Annotated in this window: 31 protein-coding genes and 2 tRNA genes; 14 read left to right on the forward strand and 19 right to left on the reverse strand. The window is 57.0% G+C overall.

From position 1 onward, the window contains the following. Positions 1-161: 161 nt before the first annotated feature. Positions 162-1,046 (forward strand): HTH-type transcriptional regulator BhcR, encoded by an 885-nt coding sequence (gene bhcR, locus IHQ72_RS22850; protein ID WP_258117385.1) that lies wholly within the window; start codon positions 162-164, stop codon positions 1,044-1,046. A 61-nt stretch (positions 1,047-1,107) separates the two neighbouring features. Continuing rightward, positions 1,108-1,602, forward strand: coding sequence for a YbaK/EbsC family protein (locus tag IHQ72_RS22855; RefSeq protein WP_091591224.1), 495 nt, complete (start codon positions 1,108-1,110; stop codon positions 1,600-1,602). Here IHQ72_RS22855 and IHQ72_RS22860 read toward each other — a convergent pair. The 3 genes from IHQ72_RS22860 to IHQ72_RS22870 form a co-directional block, all read right to left on the reverse strand. Further along, positions 1,570-1,926, reverse strand: coding sequence for a hypothetical protein (locus IHQ72_RS22860; RefSeq protein WP_095489666.1), 357 nt, complete (start codon positions 1,924-1,926; stop codon positions 1,570-1,572). The two genes, IHQ72_RS22855 and IHQ72_RS22860, sit on opposite strands and share 33 nt — an antisense overlap. Positions 1,927-2,094: 168 nt before the next feature. Next, positions 2,095-2,403 (reverse strand): BA14K family protein, encoded by a 309-nt coding sequence (locus tag IHQ72_RS22865; protein WP_258117391.1) that lies wholly within the window; start codon positions 2,401-2,403, stop codon positions 2,095-2,097. A 198-nt stretch (positions 2,404-2,601) separates the two neighbouring features. Beyond that, positions 2,602-2,769 carry a hypothetical protein gene (locus IHQ72_RS22870; protein WP_258117392.1) on the reverse strand — a complete coding sequence of 56 codons (168 nt, stop codon included), beginning with the start codon at positions 2,767-2,769 and terminating at the stop codon, positions 2,602-2,604. A 153-nt stretch (positions 2,770-2,922) separates the two neighbouring features. Here IHQ72_RS22870 and IHQ72_RS22875 point away from each other — a divergent pair. Next, positions 2,923-2,998: transfer RNA gene (locus tag IHQ72_RS22875), tRNA-Thr, on the forward strand. A 354-nt stretch (positions 2,999-3,352) separates the two neighbouring features. Here IHQ72_RS22875 and IHQ72_RS22880 read toward each other — a convergent pair. After that, positions 3,353-3,844: a class I SAM-dependent methyltransferase gene (locus IHQ72_RS22880; RefSeq protein ID WP_258117393.1), complete on the reverse strand. Its 492-nt coding sequence runs from the start codon at positions 3,842-3,844 to the stop codon at positions 3,353-3,355. 518 nt (positions 3,845-4,362) lie between these two features. Between IHQ72_RS22880 and IHQ72_RS22885 the strand changes: the two genes are divergently transcribed. Continuing rightward, a tRNA-Thr gene (locus tag IHQ72_RS22885) sits at positions 4,363-4,438 on the forward strand. A gap of 131 nt (positions 4,439-4,569) precedes the next feature. Here IHQ72_RS22885 and IHQ72_RS22890 read toward each other — a convergent pair. Both IHQ72_RS22890 and IHQ72_RS22895 read right to left on the reverse strand, forming a co-directional pair. Then, positions 4,570-4,995, reverse strand: a complete 426-nt coding sequence (locus tag IHQ72_RS22890) for a hypothetical protein (RefSeq protein ID WP_258117394.1) — start codon at positions 4,993-4,995, stop codon at positions 4,570-4,572. A gap of 3 nt (positions 4,996-4,998) precedes the next feature. Then, complete coding sequence (locus IHQ72_RS22895; protein WP_258117395.1) at positions 4,999-5,679, reverse strand: hypothetical protein; 681 nt, start codon at positions 5,677-5,679, stop codon at positions 4,999-5,001. A 147-nt stretch (positions 5,680-5,826) separates the two neighbouring features. Between IHQ72_RS22895 and IHQ72_RS22900 the strand changes: the two genes are divergently transcribed. The 3 genes from IHQ72_RS22900 to IHQ72_RS22910 all read left to right on the forward strand — a co-directional run bounded on the left by IHQ72_RS22900 (position 5,827) and on the right by IHQ72_RS22910 (position 7,800). Beyond that, a complete protein-coding gene (locus IHQ72_RS22900) occupies positions 5,827-6,114 on the forward strand; it encodes a helix-turn-helix domain-containing protein (protein ID WP_258117396.1) in 288 nt (95 codons plus the stop codon). A 772-nt stretch (positions 6,115-6,886) separates the two neighbouring features. Further along, entirely contained in the window at positions 6,887-7,069 is a 183-nt protein-coding gene (locus IHQ72_RS22905; protein WP_258117397.1) for a hypothetical protein, read from the forward strand. 536 nt (positions 7,070-7,605) lie between these two features. Then, on the forward strand, positions 7,606-7,800 hold the full coding sequence (locus IHQ72_RS22910) for a hypothetical protein (RefSeq protein ID WP_258117398.1): 195 nt from the start codon (positions 7,606-7,608) through the stop codon (positions 7,798-7,800). A 29-nt stretch (positions 7,801-7,829) separates the two neighbouring features. On the opposite strand, the gene IHQ72_RS22915 is transcribed toward IHQ72_RS22910, so the two are convergent. The 3 genes from IHQ72_RS22915 to IHQ72_RS22925 all read right to left on the reverse strand — a co-directional run bounded on the left by IHQ72_RS22915 (position 7,830) and on the right by IHQ72_RS22925 (position 8,994). Beyond that, the gene (locus tag IHQ72_RS22915; protein WP_258117399.1) at positions 7,830-8,051 is read right to left on the reverse strand and encodes a DUF768 domain-containing protein; all 222 of its coding nucleotides are present in this window, start codon (positions 8,049-8,051) and stop codon (positions 7,830-7,832) included. A gap of 143 nt (positions 8,052-8,194) precedes the next feature. Continuing rightward, positions 8,195-8,554 carry a hypothetical protein gene (locus tag IHQ72_RS22920; RefSeq protein ID WP_258117401.1) on the reverse strand — a complete coding sequence of 120 codons (360 nt, stop codon included), beginning with the start codon at positions 8,552-8,554 and terminating at the stop codon, positions 8,195-8,197. 221 nt (positions 8,555-8,775) lie between these two features. After that, positions 8,776-8,994: a hypothetical protein gene (locus tag IHQ72_RS22925; protein ID WP_258117402.1), complete on the reverse strand. Its 219-nt coding sequence runs from the start codon at positions 8,992-8,994 to the stop codon at positions 8,776-8,778. Positions 8,995-9,518: 524 nt separating this feature from the next. On the opposite strand from IHQ72_RS22925, the gene IHQ72_RS22930 reads away from it, so the two are divergent. Next, positions 9,519-10,271 (forward strand): RDD family protein, encoded by a 753-nt coding sequence (locus tag IHQ72_RS22930; protein ID WP_258117403.1) that lies wholly within the window; start codon positions 9,519-9,521, stop codon positions 10,269-10,271. Positions 10,272-11,192: 921 nt separating this feature from the next. Here the strand turns inward: IHQ72_RS22930 and IHQ72_RS22935 are convergent. Beyond that, a complete protein-coding gene (locus tag IHQ72_RS22935) occupies positions 11,193-11,633 on the reverse strand; it encodes a hypothetical protein (protein ID WP_065008440.1) in 441 nt (146 codons plus the stop codon). Positions 11,634-11,870: 237 nt separating this feature from the next. Here IHQ72_RS22935 and IHQ72_RS22940 point away from each other — a divergent pair, with 237 nt between their 5' ends. Then, a complete protein-coding gene (locus tag IHQ72_RS22940) occupies positions 11,871-12,200 on the forward strand; it encodes a hypothetical protein (RefSeq protein WP_258117405.1) in 330 nt (109 codons plus the stop codon). 21 nt (positions 12,201-12,221) lie between these two features. Here IHQ72_RS22940 and IHQ72_RS22945 read toward each other — a convergent pair whose 3' ends face one another. The 8 genes from IHQ72_RS22945 to IHQ72_RS22980 all read right to left on the reverse strand — a co-directional run bounded on the left by IHQ72_RS22945 (position 12,222) and on the right by IHQ72_RS22980 (position 18,784). After that, entirely contained in the window at positions 12,222-12,560 is a 339-nt protein-coding gene (locus IHQ72_RS22945) for a ParB N-terminal domain-containing protein (protein WP_258117407.1), read from the reverse strand. Next, positions 12,557-12,757, reverse strand: a complete 201-nt coding sequence (locus IHQ72_RS22950; RefSeq protein ID WP_258117408.1) for a helix-turn-helix transcriptional regulator — start codon at positions 12,755-12,757, stop codon at positions 12,557-12,559. The genes IHQ72_RS22945 and IHQ72_RS22950 overlap by 4 nt, the downstream gene beginning before the upstream one ends. A gap of 111 nt (positions 12,758-12,868) precedes the next feature. Next, positions 12,869-13,912, reverse strand: coding sequence for a hypothetical protein (locus IHQ72_RS22955; protein WP_258117410.1), 1,044 nt, complete (start codon positions 13,910-13,912; stop codon positions 12,869-12,871). A 4-nt stretch (positions 13,913-13,916) separates the two neighbouring features. Next, positions 13,917-15,161, reverse strand: coding sequence for a tyrosine-type recombinase/integrase (locus IHQ72_RS22960; RefSeq protein ID WP_374120407.1), 1,245 nt, complete (start codon positions 15,159-15,161; stop codon positions 13,917-13,919). Between the two features lie 359 nt (positions 15,162-15,520). Then, positions 15,521-15,664, reverse strand: a complete 144-nt coding sequence (locus IHQ72_RS22965) for a hypothetical protein (RefSeq protein WP_258117414.1) — start codon at positions 15,662-15,664, stop codon at positions 15,521-15,523. 13 nt (positions 15,665-15,677) lie between these two features. Then, a complete protein-coding gene (locus tag IHQ72_RS22970; protein WP_258117415.1) occupies positions 15,678-16,313 on the reverse strand; it encodes a hypothetical protein in 636 nt (211 codons plus the stop codon). Further along, positions 16,310-18,301, reverse strand: a complete 1,992-nt coding sequence (locus IHQ72_RS22975; RefSeq protein ID WP_258117416.1) for an SIR2 family protein — start codon at positions 18,299-18,301, stop codon at positions 16,310-16,312. The genes IHQ72_RS22970 and IHQ72_RS22975 overlap by 4 nt, the downstream gene beginning before the upstream one ends. 261 nt (positions 18,302-18,562) lie before the next feature. Continuing rightward, positions 18,563-18,784, reverse strand: a complete 222-nt coding sequence (locus IHQ72_RS22980; RefSeq protein ID WP_258117418.1) for a helix-turn-helix domain-containing protein — start codon at positions 18,782-18,784, stop codon at positions 18,563-18,565. Between the two features lie 91 nt (positions 18,785-18,875). Between IHQ72_RS22980 and IHQ72_RS22985 the strand changes: the two genes are divergently transcribed. From IHQ72_RS22985 to IHQ72_RS37165, 3 genes are all read left to right on the forward strand, one after another. After that, on the forward strand, positions 18,876-19,616 hold the full coding sequence (locus IHQ72_RS22985; RefSeq protein ID WP_258117419.1) for a hypothetical protein: 741 nt from the start codon (positions 18,876-18,878) through the stop codon (positions 19,614-19,616). Between the two features lie 495 nt (positions 19,617-20,111). Next, positions 20,112-20,330: a hypothetical protein gene (locus IHQ72_RS22990; protein WP_258117420.1), complete on the forward strand. Its 219-nt coding sequence runs from the start codon at positions 20,112-20,114 to the stop codon at positions 20,328-20,330. Positions 20,331-20,381: 51 nt separating this feature from the next. Next, a complete protein-coding gene (locus tag IHQ72_RS37165; RefSeq protein WP_374120274.1) occupies positions 20,382-20,630 on the forward strand; it encodes a DUF982 domain-containing protein in 249 nt (82 codons plus the stop codon). Between the two features lie 235 nt (positions 20,631-20,865). Here IHQ72_RS37165 and IHQ72_RS22995 read toward each other — a convergent pair whose 3' ends face one another. After that, complete coding sequence (locus IHQ72_RS22995; protein WP_258117422.1) at positions 20,866-21,174, reverse strand: DUF1236 domain-containing protein; 309 nt, start codon at positions 21,172-21,174, stop codon at positions 20,866-20,868. Between the two features lie 741 nt (positions 21,175-21,915). Between IHQ72_RS22995 and IHQ72_RS23000 the strand changes: the two genes are divergently transcribed. Both IHQ72_RS23000 and IHQ72_RS23005 read left to right on the forward strand, forming a co-directional pair. Continuing rightward, complete coding sequence (locus tag IHQ72_RS23000) at positions 21,916-22,659, forward strand: thermonuclease family protein (protein WP_258117424.1); 744 nt, start codon at positions 21,916-21,918, stop codon at positions 22,657-22,659. A 386-nt stretch (positions 22,660-23,045) separates the two neighbouring features. After that, positions 23,046-23,291 carry a hypothetical protein gene (locus tag IHQ72_RS23005; RefSeq protein WP_258117426.1) on the forward strand — a complete coding sequence of 82 codons (246 nt, stop codon included), beginning with the start codon at positions 23,046-23,048 and terminating at the stop codon, positions 23,289-23,291. Positions 23,292-23,416 lie beyond the last annotated feature (125 nt).

A 23,416-nucleotide genomic window follows, 5' to 3' on the forward strand; every position in this document is an offset into this window, starting at 1 on the left:
CGCCGACTATTTTTCAATTTTTTCAAAATATTTTTTCACTTCTAAGAAACGACGACTACATACTGATTTCATTGTGTTTTCAGTTTTCCATAAAACTGGCGTGGCAAATTAGTGAAAAACTTTTTCATTGTGCATTTGGGGAAATCGGCAAGAATGCCGCCATGGAAACGACTGAAAAACGCCAGCGCGGGCGGCCGCGTGCCTTCCACGGTCCGTCCGACGCCGCTTCGGTGCAGTCGCTCGACCGGGCGCTGCGCATCCTGGCCATCGTCGCCGACGGCAGCGGTCTGTCGCTGAGCGAGATCGCCGCGCAGAGCGGCCTCCCCGCCTCCACCGCCTACCGCATGCTGACGACGCTGGAAAACCACGGCATGGTCGAGTTCGACAGCACCGACCAGCTCTGGTCGATCGGCGTCGAGACTTATCGCATGGGCGCGGCGTTCCTGCGCCGCCGCAAACTGGTCGACCGCGCCCGCACCGTTATGCAGGAACTGATGGAGAAGACCGGCGAGACCGCCAATCTCGGCGTCGCCGAGGACGATTGCGTCGTCTTCGTCAGCCAGGTCGAGACGCATCAGGCGATCCGCGCCTTCTTCCGGCCGGGCACGCGCAGTTCCTTCCATGCGTCGGGCATCGGCAAGGCGGTGCTGGCGCATCTCGAGCCGGAGCGCGTCGGCGCCATCCTGCGTCGGGCCGGGCTGGAGCGCTTCACCGAAAAGACGCTGTCCGACATCTCGGCGCTGGCCCGTGATCTGGTGACGATCAAGCTGCGCGGCTGGTCGGTCGACGACGAGGAGCGGCACCCCGGCATGCGCTGCGTGGCCGCCGCGATCTTCAACGAGTTCGGCGAGCCGATCGGCGGGGTTTCGGTTTCGGGACCGACAGTGCGGGTGACGCCGGAGCGGCTGGCCGAGATCGGCCCCCTGGTGCGCGAAGCCGCAACGGAAATAACCAGGATGATTGGTGGTCTGCCGCCCCCTTCTTCACCAAGCCGCGCCGCCGAACCGGGTTCACTCTTCGAGATTGGCGCTGCGCGCTCACCTTGACAGCCGCCCGGCTACGGCCAAGTTTGCGTCCACCTTCCGCCAGCCGACGCCCGAAAGACGCATGAGCCTCCAATCCGTCAAAGCCTTCTTCGCCGAATATGCCCCCGACATCGAGGTGATCGAAACGCCGACAAGCTCGGCGACCGTCGCGCTCGCGGCCGAGGCGCACGGCGTCGAGCCGGGGCAGATCGCCAAGACCATCTGCCTGCGCGTCGGTGACCGGGTCATGCTGGTCGTCGCCCGCGGCGACGCGCGCATCGACAATCGCAAATCGCGCGATGCATTCGGCGGCAAGCCGCGCATGCTCGATGCCGAGCAGGTGGCCGAAATCACTGGCCATCCGATTGGCGGCGTCTGCCCCTTCGGCCTCGCCTCGCCGTTGCCGGTCTATTGCGACGTATCGCTGCGCGCCTACGATCAGGTCGTGCCAGCGGCCGGCGCAACCAATGCAGCGGTGAAAATAGGCGTCGAGCGCATGGCAGCGCTGACCGGCGCCGAATGGTGCGACATCTGTCAGGATGAGCTAGGCCCCGGGCACCGCGCTCTTGGTCGATAGGTCGTAGAAATCAAGCAGCATCGCCAGCCCAACTCCGCAGGCGGTGAAGATGAGGCCGGCGATGAAGATGCGGGTGGCGCGTTCATAGACGCGTCGCTGTAGAGACGTTGTGTCGAGCAGCAACCGCAGCGCTCGTATCTGCAAGGCAATGCCTATCAAAATCGGCACGACGGCTGCCAGGTGATAGATTTCCCAAGGGAGCGGGTTGGCGGCCCAATGCGTGATGAAACCCAGCGAGAAAGCCAGTAGAATGCCGACGGTGGTGATCGTGCCGTTGCGGAAATCCGTCTCAATCTGCTCTTCCTTGGGTTCGTGCTCGTCCAAGCGTCCCTCTCCCTCTGGTGCCTTCACCGCCAGACTAAGCTGTCGAAAAATCCCTGTACATCCCTCGCTGGAACCGGTTGCGGTGCCGGGTTCAATTTTGCAACCCAGACAGCTGAAAAAGGGGCAGTGGGTGCCCCTTTTTCCCTTGCCTGAACGGTTCACCTCCCCTCAAAGCCGGCAATAGTGGCGATAGCCGTCGTAGCCGACATAGGTGTCGGTGTAGGGATCGTAGCTCTGGTAGCGATCGAGGCAGCGCCGGACGTGCCACGAACCGCCGTGGTCCTCGATGTAGACGGTGCGCGGCTGGGCGAGCGCGCTGCCGAGCAGGAAGCCGCCGACGCCGGCGGCGATGCCGATGCCAAGATGCTTGTTGTGATGGTGCTTGTGATGGGCGGCCGAAGGCTGGACGGAGCCGGCGAGCATGGCGGCGGCGACAGTGGTGGCGATGAGGCCGGAAACGATGGTGCGCTTGAACATGACGATCTCCTTGCTGCGTTGTGAGAGGCGATCCATCCGCCTCTTGACCATCAGTCGTTGCAGCAAGGAAAAAGGTTCGACGGTTTTTTTGGATCTTTTCGAAATCGCAAAAGCCGCCGGTCTGAACAGGGTTTGCAGTCAGGTGCGCAATTTACGACTGGCGAGGAGCGCCGGTCGACAGTCCACCGGCGGGAGGCCTCAGCCCATTCCGGTAATGTGGCGCAGCCAGAAGGCGAGCGCGATGAAGCCGATGATGGTGGTGATGCCGGTCCAGTCGACGTTGGCGCTCTTCACTTGCTTGACGAGCTTCACCAGGAGAATCCAGGCCGCGACGACGACCAGGGCAATGACGACAAGTCTGATCATGCGACACCCTCGCCCAAGCGATTGCACCTGCGGCCAATATAGGAAGCGAATTGGCCGTTTTCAGGATGTCCGCGCCGGCCGTTCCGGCGCGTTCGCCAGCAAAACAGAGTTTTGTCCTTACTGGCGCAACAAATATGCTAACCGGAGCGCCGTGCCCTTGTAGCTCAGCTGGTAGAGCAGCGGTTCTGTAAACCGAAGGTCGGCGGTTCTATTCCGTCCTGGGGCGCCAGCAAAATCAAATACTTAATAGAAATAATCCGGCCATTTGTCTTGTTCTTCCACAGTAAGGGTAACGACACGGGGTAACCAGACGTACATGCTAATCAAGCTCCAAAAAGATATATGTCCCTGATGAAGGAGAGGTGCTAGAGGCAAGTGTAGCAGTGACGAGCCGTGATCGGCCCCACCGAGTGGTCCAGTTTGGGTGTTATTATTTAGTGCATTGATGTCTCCGCCGCCATTGCCGGATGGAGGTGGAGCGAAGCGGAACCGAAGTGTTACCCCGTGATACTTCAGGTGACCGCTATCTGAATCCCACGCCCCCCGAATAGGAGGGCCCGCCTGCGAGCAGGTTGGCCAGATATCACTGGCGTCTTTGCGGATGCTTTCGGATTGCAACAAGCACCGCGCCGTCATCCAAGCTACATTCAACAGACCCTACCGCGGCCAGCGCGTCAGTGGCATCCACCGCATCCCCACCCGGTCCAGGCCCTCTGATAACGAAATGTCCTTTCTCACATGTGAAGTCCCACTTGTGCAGCTGCTTGTACGATTCCGTCTTTCCTTCGTTTTCAGCATGATAAAGCACGACGAAACCATCATGTTTTGTGACCGAGAGCATCTGTTGTATTGCCTTGAGTGGACTAGCCGTGTGGTCTATACAATTCTGTCCATGCACGATGTCGAAACTGTAATCGCCAAATTGAGTGCTAAGATTTTCGGCGTCACCAAAGACTGTTCGCACAAAAGGTTGGATCCCAAAATCTCTCAGAACTTGATCATATTCTGATGCCAGCAGGTCAGTTGCAGTAATCATGATCTCTTTCGAGGCATGCACTTTGCCGAGCTTCGTCAAGGGGCCAGCGCCCACATCGAGTATGCAAACTGGGTTGGTCGTCAACCTGTCGACATATCGCCCAACGTGATCCTGAATTGGTAAATTGGGGTCAAGACGTTCCTTGTAGTCCTCTGGCCAGAATGATCCCTGAGTGGAGAACCAGTGTCTCCAAAACAGAACTTCGTCTCTGAGCTGTTGGGATCGGCTGTCTCCCTCCAGCCAGCGCAGGATCTTTCGTCCGAGCCGCCGAGCCCTAGTCAACACCGATGTCGATCTTCTCAAAGACCCTTCTCTAGCCATGACGGGAATCCTCGCGGTGAAGAGGGTTTACGGTCCGCTCTGGCCACGACGACGACCAGGGCAATGACGACAAGTCTGATCATGCGATACCCTCGCCCATGCGATTGCACCCTGGATCAATATAGGAAGCGAATTGGCCGTTTTCAGGATGTCCGCGCCGGCAGCGCCGGCGCACTCACTGGCAAAACAGAGTTTTGTCTTTACTGGCGCAACAAATATGCTAACCGGAGCGCCGTGCCCTTGTAGCTCAGCTGGTAGAGCAGCGGTTTTGTAAACCGAAGGTCGGCGGTTCGATTCCGTCCGGGGGCACCAGTTTACGGTGAAACAACCAACGAAATCAGCCGCTTAGTGTTTTTAGCGAAAAGCTTATCCCCCTGCCTATCCACCCTTTGAAATGGAGCGCCCGCCACCGTGAGCCAGCGGGCCAAAGTCGCTCAACTATCTTACGCCGCGCGCGCCGTTCGGGCTGGCGATCTGGTGTAAGAGACCGGCGTGTCTCTAGGAAATTCGCGTGGAGCACCGACGACGCGACCTAGAACGTTGACGGATTGTCCAATGTCGGCCTTAGAATAGCTGATGCATCCGACGCGAAACGCTTCGGTATCGGCGCCCCGGCGCACGAACCTACCGTCCTGGTCCTTCCCCGTTTTGGACCAGCGAGCCAACTGCGGCGTCCCGCCCAACAGTTGCCAGACGATCAAACAGTCGTCTTCGAGTTCGGCGAATGGATCTATGCTCAACAGTTCCTTGGCGTACTTGGTGTCCATGACGTTGCCGCCGATTACGTCGGTATAGGCCATAATCTCGAAGGAGAACTTCCCCGCCTTCGCAGGGTCAATTACCTTCGCCAGTTTGACGGGCGCGCTCATGCGTCACGCCTCCCCTGCAAGGCGCTTGATGTCGGCTGCGATCGAGGTGAAGGCGTAGTCGTCCAGATACATTTCCTCTTTCTCGATCTCGCCCCCAGATCTGACATGCGCGCGCACCTTCACCGCCATGCCCTCGAAGGTGTGAGCCGGGATCGAGCAGATACGCTTGGTGAACTCGTCAACCTCGCTGACGCATGCGTTGAATTCGTCCTCTCTGGCATCGTATCCGAGCCCTTTGAGCTTGGCCCAATATTCATCCCAGGCGGCCTGGATCTGGGCTTTTTCTCTATCAACCGCATCGCGCCATGCGCGCACCGGTGCCGGCTCCCAGTCAGTGCTTAGAAAGTTGACGAAAAGCACGCTCTTAAGCGCCGTCTGACGCATTTCGCTCAGATGCCCCGGCATTTTCGGCCCTTCCTTTTCCCATTCCCGTGGATGAATCGGCTGTGGTCCAACAGCTTTCCGAGCCTTTCTGTCGGCCCTGCTCGACGCCCGTTCGACCCGTCTCATCCGAGCTTGGGCTTCCTCCATTTCTTGTTCGAGCCGGAACAGCTCGGCGTCAGGATGCTCGGCAAGAGCGGCGAGCGGCGTGGCTGAAGCATTGCGAACGCTGGCAGCGGTGGCGGCGAGAGCCAGGCCTGCCCCGGTCAGGTTGAGCAGGCGGCGGCGGTTGACATCGGGCATGCCTTCGGCGGCTGCCCGAACAAGTGTGTTCGACATGGTATTTCTCCGTTGCGGAAAATTGCTTACAGGTGTAGCTATAGCTACGAGCGTAGTCGATTGTCAACGCTTTATCGCTACAGCTATAGTCAATCTGGAGACCGATCCTTTATGGCCGACCTTACACCCGAGGCAAATCGCGCTGCTCGTGCTATCTTGAAATGGTCGGTTCGTGACGTCGCCGCCCTGGCCGGCATCGCCTTTTCCACCGTCCATCGCTTCGAACAGACTGGCATTGCGACCGAGACGACCAAGGCAAAGATTGTTGCGGCCTACGCGTTGCACAATGTCGATATAACGAATGGCGAAGGCACCGGCGCGAGGCTGCGGAAGCCGGCGGCGCCTGGCCACAACCTTCCCGACGGCGAAGCAGGCATCATCGAAAACAACGAGATGTAGGCGCGTCAGCGGAGTGTATCATTTTGATACAACCCCCAATTGGTAGACTCGCGCGATGCACCGGCAGTTAGTTTCAGCGTTAGGCTAAAGGGGGAAAAGGCCGCGAAGGGAGGTGAAACGATGTCTGTGCATAAAGAAGATCATCGAACGAACAGAGCCGACTATGCGATTGCCGCGAAGCATGGCCGAGCGGCCGCTGATGGCGATCGCGATGAACTGCTGGCAAGAAAAAAGAAGTCCCTGTGGCTAAGAGATCGGCGGTCCGCCAAATTGGCCGCAAACCCGTCGGAAAGCTCTTCAGAACCCAGACCGCGCGGTTAGCGCGTCCGGCGCCAGCCACTTCCTACTGCTCAAATCGTCAAGGGCGCCCTTGCGGGGGCGAAGCTTGCGTTTGTCTACGGCCGGCTGCCCCCTCAATAAAGAAGCCGGCCTCTCCTCGGAGAAGCCGGCTCTGCGCCGTATGTGCCGTGTCCATATCCATCCCGCTTTCGCGGGCAGAAACACCCGGCGTTCTATTAACGCGCGGCGCTGATGATGGTTCCTCGATCGCGTCCGGGCGTAAGGTTGCCAGCCGTAGACTGTAGCCGCGACAAGGCGCATAGTTCGCTCATGTCGCTGCCTCAACGCACCGATCTAGCGAACGACAATGGCAAACCGGAAGACCATCTGGCGGCGGCTACTGCAGCCCTTCACGCTGCCGTCAAGGGGCTAGATGCGCCCGTTGAATTGCTGGCCAGCAAAATCAAAGCGCCTGTAGAGGGAGCGTGCAGCGGTGGCCTACACGGTGATTTGGTACGGGAAAAAGGGCATCTTGGAGAAGACGCCATTTGATGCCGAGAAAGCGGCACGGGACTACGCGCTGTCGACCTTTCCAGATCGAAAGTCCGGTATCGTGGCGGTGGAAGTTCGCAAAGACGACGGCACGGTTGTATTCAGCAAAGCAGGGGGCAGCTAAAATCTCAGCGCTTCGCCATCGCTGGCGCATCCGGACCGAACCGATCGCGGAGCTTCACCAGATCCAGCTTTTGGCTATGGTTGCATGGCGAATGATGGCAGTGAGCCGTCACCGTCATCTTCGCATCGATCAGAGATTGGAACGTCCAGCCTTTTGCCATCGGATTGGCTTTATGGAGGGAGTGGTGGTCTAGGGTTTTCTGCTCAGAAAGCGGGCTTCTCGTATAAGCGACGCCCAGCTATACCCCAACACGGCGATAAGGTCGCGAGCCTGCTCTTCGGTGATACCCGCCTCTTTAACCAAGCGCTGAACGATAGAGTTGTCAGGGAGCCCGCTGGGTGTTCTGTCCTGTTCGTCTTCCATTGGCAGAATTCCCTTATCGGGCGTAACGCAAACATCTAGGTCCGGTTCCGTAGCAGGAATGATTCGCTAACTGATTGTCGAAAGCGTACAGTTGTCAGGTCGTCCGCCTCTTACGGCACACGGACGCTTGGTAGCCAACTCAGGTGCTCCCGCCTCTAATGAGGGAGACTGACATGGCAGAAGTCCATTCAGCTTGTTCGATATCGGCCTTTGATGGCGATGTGCTTCGCAGTGCCTTTAAGAAATCGGTCATCGAAGAGAGAATTCCCGAAGACCGCTGGCCGGCCATCGCCTCGCATTTGGTGCGCGACTTGACCGGCTACGAGCACGTTGCTCCGGAATTGCTCGCTTGGATTATGCGAAAGTAGATGGCGCGACGTGCGGGGCACCGGTGTGGTCAGTTCGCCAGGCCTTCGTCATGGTGGACGATCGCATCGAGGATCACTTCGTAGACACTCCCTATGTCTTCCTCGATCTCGACTTCGCCGATGCCTACAGCTTTTGCATCAGCGAGCAGCTTCTGGACCGCTTCGCTGACTGAAATCACGTCCGCGCTCAGGAGGCCATCGAGGTGGTTGCTCAGCCATTTGTGCAAGAAGTTCGTACCGCGTGTGCTCATTCCGTCACAAGCCGGCGGAGCGCATTATGTTCCTTCGTCCCAGAAATCCGGGGTGAGGTTGAGGAAAAGATAAGTCGCGCTGGCCGGTTGACCCGAGTTCATCGCGACGGGGGTTTGCGACAGGGGCCAGTCTGGACCGAATGTCAGAATGACTTAGGCGGCACGTACAGGCAGATCGTAATGTCAGGGTTGCCAGATGGGAATTCATGATGCCGGCCTACCGTTGCTTTCTGGGCATGGCACCAATGGAAACGCATGTCATGTGACTGACGCACCCTGCCGTCCGCGTAAGGCAGCAATTCGCCGGACGGCACCTTGAAGCCCTTGCTTGTTTCCTGAACGGTGCCATTTGCGATCGGCTCGCAATGCTCGTCCTCGCAGCACTGTTTTTCATACCAGCTATTATCATGTGCCGATGCCAACGGCATTCCGAAAGCGCAGGCTGCGGCGATGCTAGCGCCCAACCCGAATGCGCCGCCGCGCCCCCTCAATGGCCAGATCATGATTTTACATTAGGCTTGTCTGATATGATGGCGCAAGCGCAGCTTGCAGCCGGGAAACGGCGCGTAGAGCCTCACCAGCGAGCGTTTCGGCTGGCGGCAGTCCTACGGCGGGGCGCTGCCGTGCGGCCTGGCGGGCCTTTGGCACATGATGGCAGTGAGCCGTCACCGTCATCTTCGCATCGATCAGAGATTGGAAGGTCCAGCCCTTTGCCATCCAACCGCTAGTGGTTGTCCAACAGGATGGCCAGATGTCTGGTTGCGGCGCTTCCTAAAATCAGCTCCTCCAGCCCACTGTCGCTAATCGGCAAACCGTTGATGCGGCGCCTGATTACGCGGAGCGCTTCGGATACCGAAACTGCTGTAGTTTTTGCGTGATCATCCAGGTAACGGCCGACTTCAATCACGGCTTTTGCATCGACGTTGGACGGCAATTCTCGCATGGCACACCCTCCCGCTCAGATGGGCGGAAGCGCTGTCATCTTCCAAGCGCCCGCAATGCCGCTATTGGGTACGGGCGACTTGGGGATTGTACGCTCTATTGCGCAATTCGCGAGTCCGCAGATAGCCTCGCCAGCGTGCGTTCCCGCTGGCCGCTGTCCTACACCGCCGAAGCGGCTCGCGCGTCCTGGCGGCCCCCTTGTGCCTGCGGCGCCGGCCACTTTCAGCCCCTTCGTTCGAAAGTTGGCTTCCAGTCGCGATTGCGCGCCCGCTGCTGGCCTTCGTAGTCAGGAATGCATGTGAAGAACACCTGCCGGCGGTCACGGCCGGCAGCCTTGCAATTTGAGCAGACAAAGAGCCCGACCAGGTCGTCACCGACGCGAATATCGAAGTGCGCGGAGCAAGTTAATGAGCTGTGCTCCGAGCCCGCCGAGTTGCCCTCCGAACAATAGCGCAGATGCCCATTTTATGCTATGTCTCGACTACGCTGGCTCGAGGCGAGGAACGTGCCTGAGGCAACCTTACCATGACTTCAGATTCTGTGCCCTGCGTCGGCTTCTGGCGGAGGCTCGCTGCCTTTATCGTCGATGGGTTCGTGGTGATTGTGCCGCTGCAGCTCGCGACAGTAGTTCTCTTTTCGCTAACCGACGCCAAGGTGCAGGGAAGCTTCCTTGGCACGAAGCAGTGCGAGCAAGTCACCCACTTACCACAAGGGCTCGATCCGCCACCATTTGCCGGCGCGAACTGGGCAGAGATCTGCAAATTTAGCTTCTTCGGATTCCAAACCGCGCATGTGCTGACGGTTTCTACTGTGACGCAGAACGGTTCGACAACCAAGATCATATCCCGCAGCTACACCCTTGACGGCGAAGGGCGACCCAATTCAGCTTTCGTAGCCGACTGGCTCGCAATCTTGCTCCTGTTCGCCTACGTCATCCCGTTTGAGACGCTACGCGGTGCGACATTCGGTAAGTCGCTTGTGCGCATTCGCACCGTGGTGAAGAAGACCCCGGAGCGGATTGGGTTGCCGCTCAAGACCACATTGGGACGGGAAGGCGCCAAGCTTCTAGGCTTCATCCCTGGGCTTATGTTTCCCCTCATGTTTCTTGCCGGTTATGGGCCGGACAATCCGCAGTGGGACGAGGTTTTTTGGCCGCTCTCCTTGTGCGTGTTGGCGGTCAGTTTTGCCTGGGCAGTTTGGAACATCGCCGATGTCGTGCGCAAGCGTGACCCGATCTATGATCGTCTCGCTGGTACTGCGGTTTTGAGGAAACAATAGACACGGCCGTTTCAAGGAGTGACGTAAACGGGGATTAAGGGTCGACTTGCGACTGGATTGCGCGTCCGAAACTGCCATCAACGGCAGCGGTCTTGCGGCCGTGACAGCCGGCGCACATGCTGGCGAAGTTGGTAGGATCGAGCCGCCTATAGGGCGCCCTGCGGATGCTAACGATATGGTCGACCAGCGTGGCAGCCTCGCCGCAATCGACGCACTGTGGATGGCTGGCCAAGTGCTTGGCGCGGGCTGTTTGCCAGTCGCCGTCATATCCTCGTGCGCGGGCCGATGGGCGGGCTGCATCGCTTGCCGCCTTCCTAGCTTTGGCGCAAACGCACATTTGGCCTGGCGGCACGACACGGCCGCACGCGCACAGGCGCGGGCCTTTTGATGGCATGGTGATCTCCTGATGTGCGAACGGGCCGGCAGCGTCTTGCGTGCCGACCCGTTGCTTGTGCAGCCCGGCAGGACTGCGACCCTTGGCCCGAAAGGAGTGAGGGCTGGTATCTGGACTACATAGCCTTGACCCGATCATTGAACTTGTGCGGTGGGCGGGAGGCTACTTTTCGTTGTACGGCAAGCCCGTAAGCCATGCGCAACGCGTGGCGGTGCCGGCAATGTCCCCCACCTAATTAGGAAACGGGCTTAACCTGAGGGTTGCCCTTGACGATCACAGCGCCAGCCGTGAAAGGGGTTCGCCGCAATGGAGATTATATTCCTAAAATTTGATGTCGCTGGCAAGCGGGTTGGTCGCAGCTCGGAGCGAAACAGCCCGCGACAGTCGCGCTAGTGGTTTCCGCCTAACATAAGAGTCCGATTTGGGATTCCCTTTCGGGAGTGCGCATGCGAGACGAATGGGCTTGTCAGACATGCGTTAAGAGGGGGAAGGGCCACCTCAGTTGGCGCCCCCCCAAGGAGAAACGCTTAGGCAGGTATCAGAACGGAGATCCGGTGGATCCCGACTTCCTTGCTTATGTTCGTGGCCTGGTCCGTTTTGCCTTTGCCGCAGGTATAGTACTCACCTTTCTTAACGTTAAATTTCTTATCGGGGTTCGTCTTCTTGATGGTGAACTCACCGGCGGTGATAAAACAGACCATGTCGTTGTCCATGACGGATTCTTTGTCGGCAGCCCCAGGTTGGAATACTACATCGAGCACTAGAATGCTTTTGATGCCTGTCATATCCGAGTCCCAAGTGCCTACTTCCACTATGCGAACGCCGGGGGCAAGCTCCTTACCGTCATTTGGGCCATATGTCGGGACGATCTCTGCGGCTCCCGCGGGCGTCGCTAAAGCGAATAGAGGCGTCGCGGCGGCTGTCGCTAGACCGATCGTCAATGCAGACCGACGATTGATCTCTTCCATGGGGTTTCCTCCTAGTCGAAATGTGCGCGCATGCGCACAAACGCACAAAAAAGACTCGGCGCTTGGGATGGCCTACTGTCAAATCAATTTTGGCCCAAGCTACCCTGTGGTTTCCGCCGCCGACCCCGACAAGGTCTTCTTTGCCGTCAGACGCGGGCACCAAGTGTTAGACTCTATCCACTAGGTTCTCTTAGGTTGAGCGGCAGGCCATTTTAGGCCGCCTAGGGAGGGAACAGGATGAACCGGGAAATCATAATTGCCGCCGTTACTGCCTTCACACTGGTCGGGTTTTTGTCCGACGCTACCGCCGATGCGGCCTCTGTAGAGGCAGTCATCGGCAAAACCTGGAATTTCAAGCAAGGCAAAATCACGGGCACAATAAGCTACACCACGTCAACGGTGGCGGCGACCTTCGGGGGCAAGACCTACGAGGGTACATTGAGAATCGAAGGAGATCAGACCTGCACCAAATACCCTAAAATTAAGAAAGGTGCGGAGACCTGTTTCGGTATCTCGAAAACCGCCAAGGGATACAAAACAACGCACGGTGCAACGCTCTGGCCATAACCGCGGCCCGGCAGTCCGTCTTCAATCCTCGTCCCAGAAATCCTGCAGCGAGGCGTGCCGAAGGTCTTCCTCGCCCCTTAAATGCTTCACGCGTGCCTTGATCCCCGGTTTGACCCACTGCGTCGCTGGCCGCTTTGGCATGTCTTTGGGTGGTGGGCCGGCATGTTCCTGGACGCGCTTCCACAGCCGTTCCCGCATGATCTCGTAGCCATAACCAGCTTGACGTACCCGGATCGGATTGATGAGGCCGACTTGGTCGATGCTATCGGCCAGGGCGGCGAGGACGTCGTCATTCAGGGCGCGCGCCTTTGAATGCCGATGAAGTTCTTCGATCGGCAAAACCGTGATGAGATTGTTCAAGCAGCGCTCCCGTAGCGCAGCGCCTTCGCGTTCTCGATAACGGCAACTATCTCAGAATGCGGCCAGCGGGAGAGCGCGCCGATTTTAACCGGCGGCGGCACCGTGCCATCGGCGACACGTCGCCAGAAGGTCGGGATGCTGACTTGCAGTACCTTTGCGCCCTCGCGAGCGGTCAGGAGTGGGTCTGTGGGTTCCATTGGTCGGCCTCGTATTCGATTGATACGAGGTGACTTTGGATGGCGCAGTCGATAGCATCAAGGAAAGGCCGGCCAGTAAATCGATGTTTCTAGCCGGATATTCAAAGGGGATTATGCCGACAATTTCCGGCGGGAATTTCCGGCATTCTGCAAAAGCGGATCGATATAACTCTGCACAGTGCTGCGGCCAATGGGCATGTTAAATTCGCTTTTCACAAAGCCGATGAATTCTTCAATGAGCGCTTCTTGTTTGTCGAGCACGTCACCGCGCATAAGGCGATATCGCAGGATGCGTTGAATGGTGGCCTTGATGTCGCCTCCTGCCTTGGCTGGTCTTCCCCGAGTACGAGAACCGGACATTTGTGTTACGTTTGATCCATCCTCACTAAGGATGACCACCCCAGGATAGACCAGGGCAGACACACGCACAGCGTCGATGTCGGGAGCGGGGAAAACCCTAAACATGTCAGCCGTGCGCACTTGGACGGCGCGGTACACAATTTCAGAGGTAGTCAGTTCGCTGTTTTTCCAATCGAAATGCCTATATGTCCATGCTTCCTTGGGTATATCGAGGAATGTCCCAAGTTCCGATGCCTCAGAGGCTTTGATTTTCACCTCATCGCTGATCGGAAAGTCATGCCAGCCGGTTGCCCTCAGAGCGCCCGAGGAAAGTGCCTGAAAGACGGAGGACCTAGCCTTGTCGACTGCCGGAGAAAACTCGTCCTCCACGCCTTCCGCCCACTTCATCTCGCCAGCATCATAGATTCTTTGCTCATGAAGTTTTTTGAATTCCCGTCTGACCTCTTCCGCCTCGTCTTCGGTCAAGTGGTCAACTCGCGCCGGGTTTGCAAATCGCTCAGCTTCGGCCAATATTTCATCGGAGGACCTTCCGTAAGCCTCGGTGAGCGCTCTTTCGTAGCGCTTGAAATCAACTTCGACGCCTAGAAACCGGAACTCGGCATCCGAAAAGCCTCGATCGTAATCGCTGATCCCCCCGATATCGAGTAGCCGCTCCCCGCTTTGCCGCGCATCGTGTGGACCGTCTTCATCGTCTCCATCCCAAAAAAAGGCGGGCAATCTAGATAATGCGATCCAATAGGCCACCTCCTCCACGTAGCAGGTATCTGGCAAATTAATTGGCTCGAACATCTGCATCGATTCACGCTTCCTTGATCATCTTCAGCAACTGACCACCCTGACCGGTGACGTATTGCGCCCAGCGGGCCATCAGCTTCCGCCGCTGCTCAATAAAATCGGTCCGCCTGTAGGACCGCTCGACCGCGCCGCCGACCGTGTGGCCCAAAACCGTTTCGGCAATATCGTGCGGGGTGCTGGTGGTTTCTGCGATCCAGTCTCGGAGGCTCGATCGAAAGCCGTGAGGTCGCGCAGCCATTTCGGCACGCTCCATCAACCGGGCCATGGTGGCATCGGAGATTACCCCTTTCTTCACACTGGGGAACAAAAACCCGCCGCGGGCATGACGGCGGGCTTGCTTAACCACAGCGAGAGCTTCCTTGGACAAGGGCACCCGGAAATCAACGGTCGCATCCTTCCGGCCCTTCATTGCCGTGCCGGGGATCGTCCAGATGTCGCCTTCGATTTGCTCCTCTCGCAGGAAACGAAGAGGACCGGAACGAACGCCGGTCAGGATTAGCAGCCGGAGTGCGAGGTGCGTGACGGTCCCATCTGCCAAGGACAGGTAAAACGCCGGCACTTCTTGCCACGGTAATGCCGGGATATTGGTCGCCTTGTGCCGCTGCTTTCCCAGTAAGGCGCGCGCCTTTTCGGTAGCCTGCAGATCGACTTCCAAACCAAGGGCGGCTGCGTGTTTCATGCAGATTCCCAGGCGGTTCATCGCTTTTCGGGCGGTGTCCGCCTTGTCGTGCCAGATCGGTGCCAGCGTGTCCCGGATATCCTTTTGGTCGATATCAATCACGGGCACCTTCCCGAGCTTGGGCAGAACGTGAAGTTCAAGCGGGCTGAACCAACGGCCCGCGACACCATCGCCCTTGAGCTCCGCCTTGCGGCTCTCGAATGCATCCAGGGCAATATCTTTGAGCAGATGAAGGCTACTTGCCGCTTCGCGCCTTTTCCGCTCCCGCTCTTTGATCGGATCCAGATTCGACCGTACGATGGAGCGCGACCGTTCGGCTTCTTCCCGAGCATCCTTCAGAGGGACTTGCGAAACCGAACCTAACCCCATTTCCCGGCGTCGGCCGTGCACTGTAAACCGGAAGACCCATTGCCCTCCGCCATCCGTGCGCTTGTGCAGCCAGAGACCGCCGCCATCGGAATATTTTCCCTCGGGCGCAGTCCTGACCTTAACGGCGGAAAGCTTGTTCAGCGAACGTGTATTCCTATCCACCGTTTGATCCACCTTTGGCGGTAGTATGACATGATGCATCTTGATACATGATGAGATTGAACGAAACAAGAACTTCCTTAGTTATCAACTACTTTGATGGGCGCTGGTATGCCCTGAGTTGCAGAAGTTCTAGATTTCAATGCCGTCCGGGGGCACCAATAAAATCAAAGCGTTATAAACAATTCCGCTGGTTTACACTTGCTTTGCGAGGCATCCGGGAAGCCATGGGGGAACAATTCCAATGCGTCGTATGTTGCGGCACGTCTGGTTCGAGGAGCGGATTTCACGCCCAGCGATCGGCCCGCCTATTCGCAGATGCGCCAAGGGACGCTCACCGGCGTACGCTGGCATACACTTTCGTTGTGGCGGGTCGGGCCGATTAGCAGCTGTTCGCGGTGCTACTTCATTTCAGCCAGTTCGAGAAGGCGCACAAACCTCCGATCGCGGGTAAAGCGAGAATTCTTTTCCTCTATTAGATCAAGGATTTGCGCTAGTTCATTGGGAGCAGCGTCCGGATTGTTGGGGATGATGGCGTCCAGCATCTCCAGAACTGCTTCAGGGTGTTTGACCGTCAGAGGCTCTTCGCCTCCGACCTCTCTGGCGAATTGATACAACCAGTGAATGTCGCGCTCCACCGGGACCAAAAAGCGCCAACGCTTTTCTAGGGTTGGTTTTCACGAGTCCTGTGAACGGGCGTTTCTCCGTGAAGCTCCCGAAGTCGCGTTGAAGAGCGGCCTCAGCCCGTTCCACAATTTCGCTGACCGGCATGTCCATTAGGGCGTCCGGCGCCTCGTCAGTGCCGACCCACCCGACATGCATCCCGTTTTCGATCACAATGCTCGATGCAGCCCCTTCGCGCCATTCAGGCAATGCCAAGATCATGTCATCAAGGCGCTCTTGCTGTCCCGCGGCCAGTCGTCGCCCTTGCAGGGTCAGCCACCTAGCGTAGCGGGCGGCAAATTCATCTCTAAACTTTGGGTACTCTTCATCAGACCAGTGTGCCACCTTACTCGGTCCTGCGAGCAGGCGGTCGGCCAAAGCTAGCCGGTTCGCCTCAGAGAAATCCTCCCATCGGTCATGGATCAGGAACAGGAGCTCCCGACGAACGTCGAAGTCCCAGAAGCAGTCCTGTTCTAACCCGAGCACTACCTCGGCAGCCTCATCTGCACCGAAAAGGTCAACATGGTTCAACGCGAACAGTTTGAGCTTTCGAAAGTGGTATTCGTCGTTAGCTGGCCACGTGATGGCGCGTGTGCTCGAAGCAGGGCCGGCCTGTATTCAACCATTCGAGCAAATAGGCCTAGAAACTGGCGGAAGTTTGCGTCGCCGTCTCGGTCCCGGTCTTCGCCATCAATCTCCCGGCCAGGGTAACATGTCAGAGTGGTGAAAAAGGTCCGATTGAGTTCTTCTAGCAGCCCGGAAGCTCGGCGGAGGTGGCTTTCAGCGATCCGAAATACAGACTCTAGAACCTCGTCCGGTACTTTGATCTTCTCCCCATGCGTGTCGGCAAACTTGACCGCCCAACTTGCCAGTTCCTTTGAACCTAGTTCATCCCAACTACCAAATGGGGGCATCGATGCATCGATGCCAAGAGGCAAGTTACGGGACAGGATCGGTGCGGATAGTGCCTCGAATTGCCGCAATACGCTTGTGCTCCAGCCCTCGCTGTTGATCCGATCTTTTAGTTCAAACCAGCCGTGATCCCATTTGAAGTTTCGATGATCGGATTGAAATTCTAGTATGAGGTTCCAGTTGCGCCGCGCTTGTTGATGAAGGTCCGACCGTCGTCTCAGCTCTCGGCGAACTCCCTCGGTCAAACTTGGGTGTAGACCGTTTTGGCGCAATGCCCACCACGCGGTAACGGGACTATGCAAGAGCTTTATGATCCATCGCACGAGATGGAATAGCCTCGGAGGAATGTCCTCGAACCCTTCTGGCTGTCGCCCCGCAAGCCGATGGAAAGTTGGCGGGTTCGTATCACCACGACGCCATTCCAGGAGGTGATCATGTAACCGCTGAGTCTGTCGATCTGACTCGGGCGGTCGCGGTGGATCATCATCCAGCCCATACGTTTCGAGCGGGTCAAAGGTCTCCGCATCCTCGCCGTAACCACTGCTCTTCTTCGATGCGCGACAGAAAGCGTCGAAAACGCAGAGCCACTCTGCTGGCGGAGAGGGATCGGCATTGGCGAATAGGCGGGCACCTGGCGTGGTTCGGACCAGATGGGCGACTTGACCGCGTTCGTAGGCAGCAACGTTTCTCGGTCCTCTTCTTGCCAGATCAACCAGCTTAGAACGCCACGCTCTGGGGTCGTTGGCCCGTTCGGCCCAGGCTTCAAGACATTGCCAGAGATCGGAGTGATCGTTGTAAGCAATCGCACTAACGCCCCGGTCCCGCCATTTCGCTTCGATCTCCTCGGCTAAACCTTTATCGAATGCGTACAGGTTGGAACGGTCGGACATACCATCGTGGTTCAGTCCTTGAAGTAGATACTTCACCGGCGGGTCCTCGGCCTGGTAACCGACGAGAACGACGGTGTAGCTTTCGAGCAGGGAGCGGATGAAACTCGTCGCCCACCCTTCCGATAGGTATGCCCTCCCGAAATCGGCGCTGCTCAAGATGTAGGGATGATGCGCAGCGCCTGGTTCCTGAAGCCGCCCATGGAGGTAGGTCACACCCGTGACCGGGACGCCCATGCGGATGTCGGGGAAGGCCGGAGGTTCGTAGACTTTTCCAACCTCGACACCCACAGCATGTTCGAAAAGCCGGTCAAAATTGGTTGTCACTATCTGTGGATTGCCTTCCTGATCGGATGAAATCCGAGCAATCAGCTTGTGTTCTAGACTTTCGACTTCCCCAGGCGCTCCCTGTCGAAGACGTTCAGCCACCAAAGCATTGACGTCCTCCCGGCCATATTCTTGGTGGAGGAGATGAAATATCTGATCGAGCGGAGTCTTCGAGCCGTGGTATTCGGCATCCTCCCAGGGCCCGAAAGAACTCGCTATAGCGGAGCCCTTAGGAGGATCAAATGAATGGATTACGTGTTTAGTTAGCCCGACAAATGTCGGCATCCCGGCATTGAAAGAAACGCCGGCGCCACAGAGAAATACGACGCGCCCTTGGTCACGACGTTCAAGGAGCAGATCTGGGATATTAGGTCCATTTTCAACAAAGCGCATTGGGTCCAGAACTTCAGGAGGTGACCCCTAGATACTGCACTCTTCCGAAGACAGAAAGGAGCAATGAGAAGACGGCTGGCTCGCCTAGACGCTCGATTATCGGAGGGCGAAGCTCGACGTTGAGCATATAGGCCTTGGCGTGACCAGAGTTCGAAAAAGGAACTGCTTCCTATTGTGGTGTCTTGCTCGCTGGGGTGGCGGCGGTATTTCAGGCCCTAACAGCCTTTGTTTCGCGTGAAGCCGTATGCCTAACCGACCCGGCTATTTCTCTCTCTCGGGGGCTTTTAGAAGTTCCCAAGGCTCGATCTGGAGCACCGACGCAAGCTTTTCAATGATCTTGAGGCTTGCGTAATATTTGCCCTTCTCGATCTGACTGAGGTAGCTCCGGCTGACTTCCGCCTCATAAGCGAGATCGTCTTGAGACAGCCCTTTTGCGTGTCTCAGGCGGCGCAGATTTGCAGCAAGAACATCCCGCAGGTCCATGCGGGAAACGAGCCCAGTTGCTCAAAATATACACCTCGATATACTGAACAAAATGGGAGCGTCTCGCCCCGATCACAGGAAGCTAATTCGAATGCCCACCGAGAGATCGTTTGGCCAAACGGATGAATTCGCGGAGAAAATCCAGTCTACCGACTTCAAGGGCGCCATTGCCGCAAGCGGCATCGCCAAGCAGACGCCAGACCAAAAGGCAGCAATTGAGGCAATGATGTTTGCCCTCTGGGCTCAGGGGCAAAGCGAAAGATGGGGCGAAAGCACCGCCCTCCTGGTCCTGTTTAACCGGATGGTAGGCTTAGTGATTGACGTCTTGAAACTCCCCGTAGTGCTAATAGGGCACTTGCCTGGAATACTAATCGCTGTCGCCCTTGTGCTCGTCGCCTCCTACACTTTCGAATGGTCCCCCTCCCGCGAGGCCAAGGTTGGGTTGTTTCTTGTAGCCGTTTTGGTTCTGTTCAAAGATGAGATTTTACGATGGGTACGAGCTGTCCTGTTTGACATCGGCGACGTTTTTTCAAATGGCGCTCTTACGCGGCGCTATATCACCCGACACTTTCTTTACGGGCCAATTACGGTGCTTGAAGACCCTGATGGATTGAAGCTGCACCTGGCTACCAGCCGCCTCCTGACGTCAGGGCCGTATCTGGAAGAGACCGAAGCATTCCAAGAGATCGTCGCACGCCAAATCGACCAATGGCCATCTTTGCGGACTGCAATTGATGGCTTTTGGAGAGAGTTCCCAAGCAATCCACACTACTGGCGTAGCCTGAGGAACAAGCTTCTAGAAACCATTGAGCACGGACAGATGACTGCTTGAAACCTCAACGCCTCCCAGTTTTGGTGCTGTGCCGGTAAACGGGTCTTTTGGTTCCGAAATCAAAGGCTTAATCAGGCAGAAATAGCGGCGCCTCAGCGCTCATTTCAGAGTCATTTTGTTCGGCATTTTGACCTAATTAGGCGAAGGAAAGCCCTTCCCCTGTCATGCCAAATCCACGGGACCATGCCACAAGGGCCTGCCCTATTGGCACTAACAGCATGGCCAACGTAGGCAACTGGTTGCGTGCCGATGTTCGCCCGTGGGAATGCCGAGGCATGATCGAGACCAATGTTCAGTTCTAAGAAGTCAAAGGGTCTGTGCTGCGGTGGAATGAAGGGGGCACGGGGGGTCCTCGCGCGAGCCAGTTATCCGATCAGGCGCTCAGAAATTTCTGCCAAACATTCGCCCCCTTTCCCATACGAAATCGTCGTTGATTTTTTCCAGGAAAATGCAACAAATATGGCTACTTGGGGTAATGGCTCGGGGAACCCTCGGGTGAACGTTAAGACGAACTGCGGACGCACAGTCGAGGACCTTGTTCAGGAGGTCATCGAGGCGGCCCCATGCTGCGGCATCGTCTCTGTGAAGGCCACGATAGCAGCGGTGCGCGAAGATGGCCCCCATTGGGAAGTGACCGACGATGATCTGATCGAGTTTCTCGTGGAAGCGGCTCCAGCATTTGGGCGCGCGTTAGCCTTCGACCAACGCGAATGATCCTCTGATGATAGGTTGGTCAGCCGGTTCTTCCCGCCCTAAGTTACCCTTATGGCAACGCTTTGGTTTGTCCCTCCGGTGTTCGTTAAGAGTGAAACGGACGGTGCCAGGCATGGTTGCAACAATACGAGGGTAGCCCTTGAGCAGCTCAAGACGTGGACCCGGAGAGGACCTAGTTGGCACAAGGCGGTGACCCTATGCCTGTCAGCCTTGGACGGCGATCCGATTGACCCTCATGTGATACGAAAGGCTTTTGAGGCGGCTGCCAAGGAGGCCAAGATGTATCTCTCCCCTGAGTAGGAGGTATCATGGCTCTCAACTGGTTTCACCCTCCGGTATACGTCGAGACCGACCGCCCTTGGCAAAGTGAGGCTGTCTAGGCGTTGCTGAGGGGTGGTGTGTGCTTGCGTCAGAGGGGCACGGGGTGGTCGTACTGGGGCGACCTACGAACCCGAGAGGCAAATGGTCCGCCCGAAGTTTTGCCTCGCTGGTAGGGGAGCCCTGTTCATCGCTCCCCTATCGTACAGCCAAACGGTCACCTTTCGATGATGTGCACGACCTTGCGGGTTTGGGGGTCGATCAGCACGGTGCGACCGTCAATTACGACGTACTGATACCTGGTCGGCAATGTGTTTTCGGCAAGTTCGCCCGGCTTGAATATATCCGGTATGATCGCTCCGACTAACAGTTCAAAGTTGGACGGACGCTCGACTACGACTGGATTGGTTTTCACGTATTCTCGGACTACGATTTCCTGTTCGGGCGTGACCACGACAGTCTGGGCAGTCGCGAGAGCGGTTCCAGCGAGAAAGATGGTAGCGGCAATCGTGCTTCGAAAAGTCATATCTGCCTCCTGGGTTTGACATAATAACCACTGTAGAACCGCTGTCGGTCGAAACGGTTCCGCAATTGTCCAGCCCTCCCGACCCCCGCCATGCAACGAGGCAGGACCTCAGTCTTCCCCTGTCAGCCACTCATCGATCACGCCTCAGGGTCGCCCAGCAATCACCGTATGGAAGACCTAAGGACTTGTTGCGGGCTGGACCTAAGGGGTGCCGGGGTCGCCGCGCGTGCCTGTTATCCGATCACCCGCTCAGAAATTTATACTTCCCGGCCTCCCTTAAGCTCCCCGGTACAATCCACCATGCGGAACCTCCCGCGCTTCCACCATGCAAACAGATCAAATTGAGCGGATCATACACTGCCGTCACGACGCGAGGAAATCAGGATCACAACCACGCGCAAAGACCCGGTTCCGGTCCTGTGTCGGGAATTGGTTAAGCGAGGAGTCAACCCTAGCGATTCTGTCAGGGTCACCATCGGCACCGTGCCAATGTGGAAGGCAGATCGGACCATTGGCGCATGGGCGGGGATTGATGTCACGGAATACGACCGGGATGGACTTCGGACTGAGAAGCACCGGCCATTCCAGTCGGTCGGATGAGGTCATAACACCAGCGTTGACTGGGTTAGTGCATTCTTGCCAAGGACGTGCTTGCCTCGCTAGAGTAGCGTCCCATGGTTGTAGAAGCGTCAGCCGTTTGATCTAAAATTCTAACATCTTTCTTACTGCGTCACCGATGTCATGAACCAAGAAAATTCGGTAATTATTGTGCCGGAAAATCCGGAAGGGGAAACCATTAGAGTCCCTGTTCTGAAAATATTTGACGGTGATGGATTTCTAACAAGAATTAAGGCCAGCGAACTCACGGGCAGCCCAAGCGATCAATCAGAGCTTCAAGTTGCAGTCCGATTTGCGTTCATAGACGCACCTGAATTGGAACAGCCCGGAGGGCGCGAGGCCAAAGAGTTTCTTGCCACTTTGATTGGTGACAGATGGGTGGAACTTGAAGTTCGAATGAAGATGGATACTGGTCAGATAGTGGACAGACACAAACGTATTGTCGGTGTGCCGTTTCTGACGCAAGATTACTCGGTTGCCCAATTCAGAACATCGTCTAACCACCTCCACAACGCAATGACATTTAGGGGACCACTGCTCGTCACTAGGAACATTGAGCTAGAGATGGTTTTAAATGGATGGGCATGGGTTCTCGAACGATATGGACCCGATGAACGGTATTTAGAGGCATTGGACGATGCGCAACGTCACAAAAGAGGAATATGGGCTGCTCTAGGAAACTACATTCCACCATGGGAGTTTAAGCAGCAGAAACACCGTGAAAAGCGCCTCGCGGACAAGACGGGCACAAGATGTCCGATGGAGGGGTGTGGTGGCGACTTGGTGAAACGTATTGGTAAGTTTGGAGCGTTCTTTGGTTGCTCAACTTTCCCTGCCTGCAAATACTCTTGCTCTGCTGCGATCTGAAAACATGGCCCTTGGCGGTGCTGCATCAAGTTGACCGGGAACGGCAGGGGCAACGCTAAATCCCTGCTGTTGACAGAAGGTACACCGCTCGGGCACAAAGAGGTACACCGAGCTTAACCGCTTCGGGGGAAGAGAGCCTTCTACCCCCTTGATTTTTTACGGTAAATTCGGGTGGAACGCCTCAGTGGGATTTGGCCTTTAGCGCCGTCCGGGGGCACCAGCAAACAACAGCTTCTTGTGAGAACTTCCCACGGGCGGGCGATATCTGCTCATCCCCGATTTCCACAGGCCGGGGTCGTCAGGATGGCTAGCACATCAGCTTCAATGCATATATTCACCGGCGGAACCCCACAGGTATTCCCTGGTGGAAACCATAGGAGTCGCCGTTGGAGCAGAAACGCACGATCGCACCCTTTATTGGTGGCATGTATGGCAGCCTTGCTGCCCTCGCGTTGGCGTTCGGTTTCCGCTTCCTGACAATTCCTGATCCCGATCCGACCTCGCAGGCAACGATAGTCCTTTCAGGACTGGCCTTTTCGATTTGTTTCAGCCTGACCTTCCTTCGCGAGCATCGACGCCAAATCGCTGCCGCGAGAGAATTTCTCGGCCGTCCAAGATCGTATCGGGACTAATCTCCCGCGTTCTGCAACGCAAAGCGCCCATGCCCTCCCCCATGTCCTCCGGGTCGTGCCCGGGGCATCAGAAAAATTCAGCAATCGAACCAACGGATGCAACAGTGGATGCGGACCGGCCGGTA

The sequence above is a fragment of the Mesorhizobium onobrychidis genome, from assembly GCF_024707545.1.
Classification (GTDB): domain Bacteria; phylum Pseudomonadota; class Alphaproteobacteria; order Rhizobiales; family Rhizobiaceae; genus Mesorhizobium; species Mesorhizobium onobrychidis.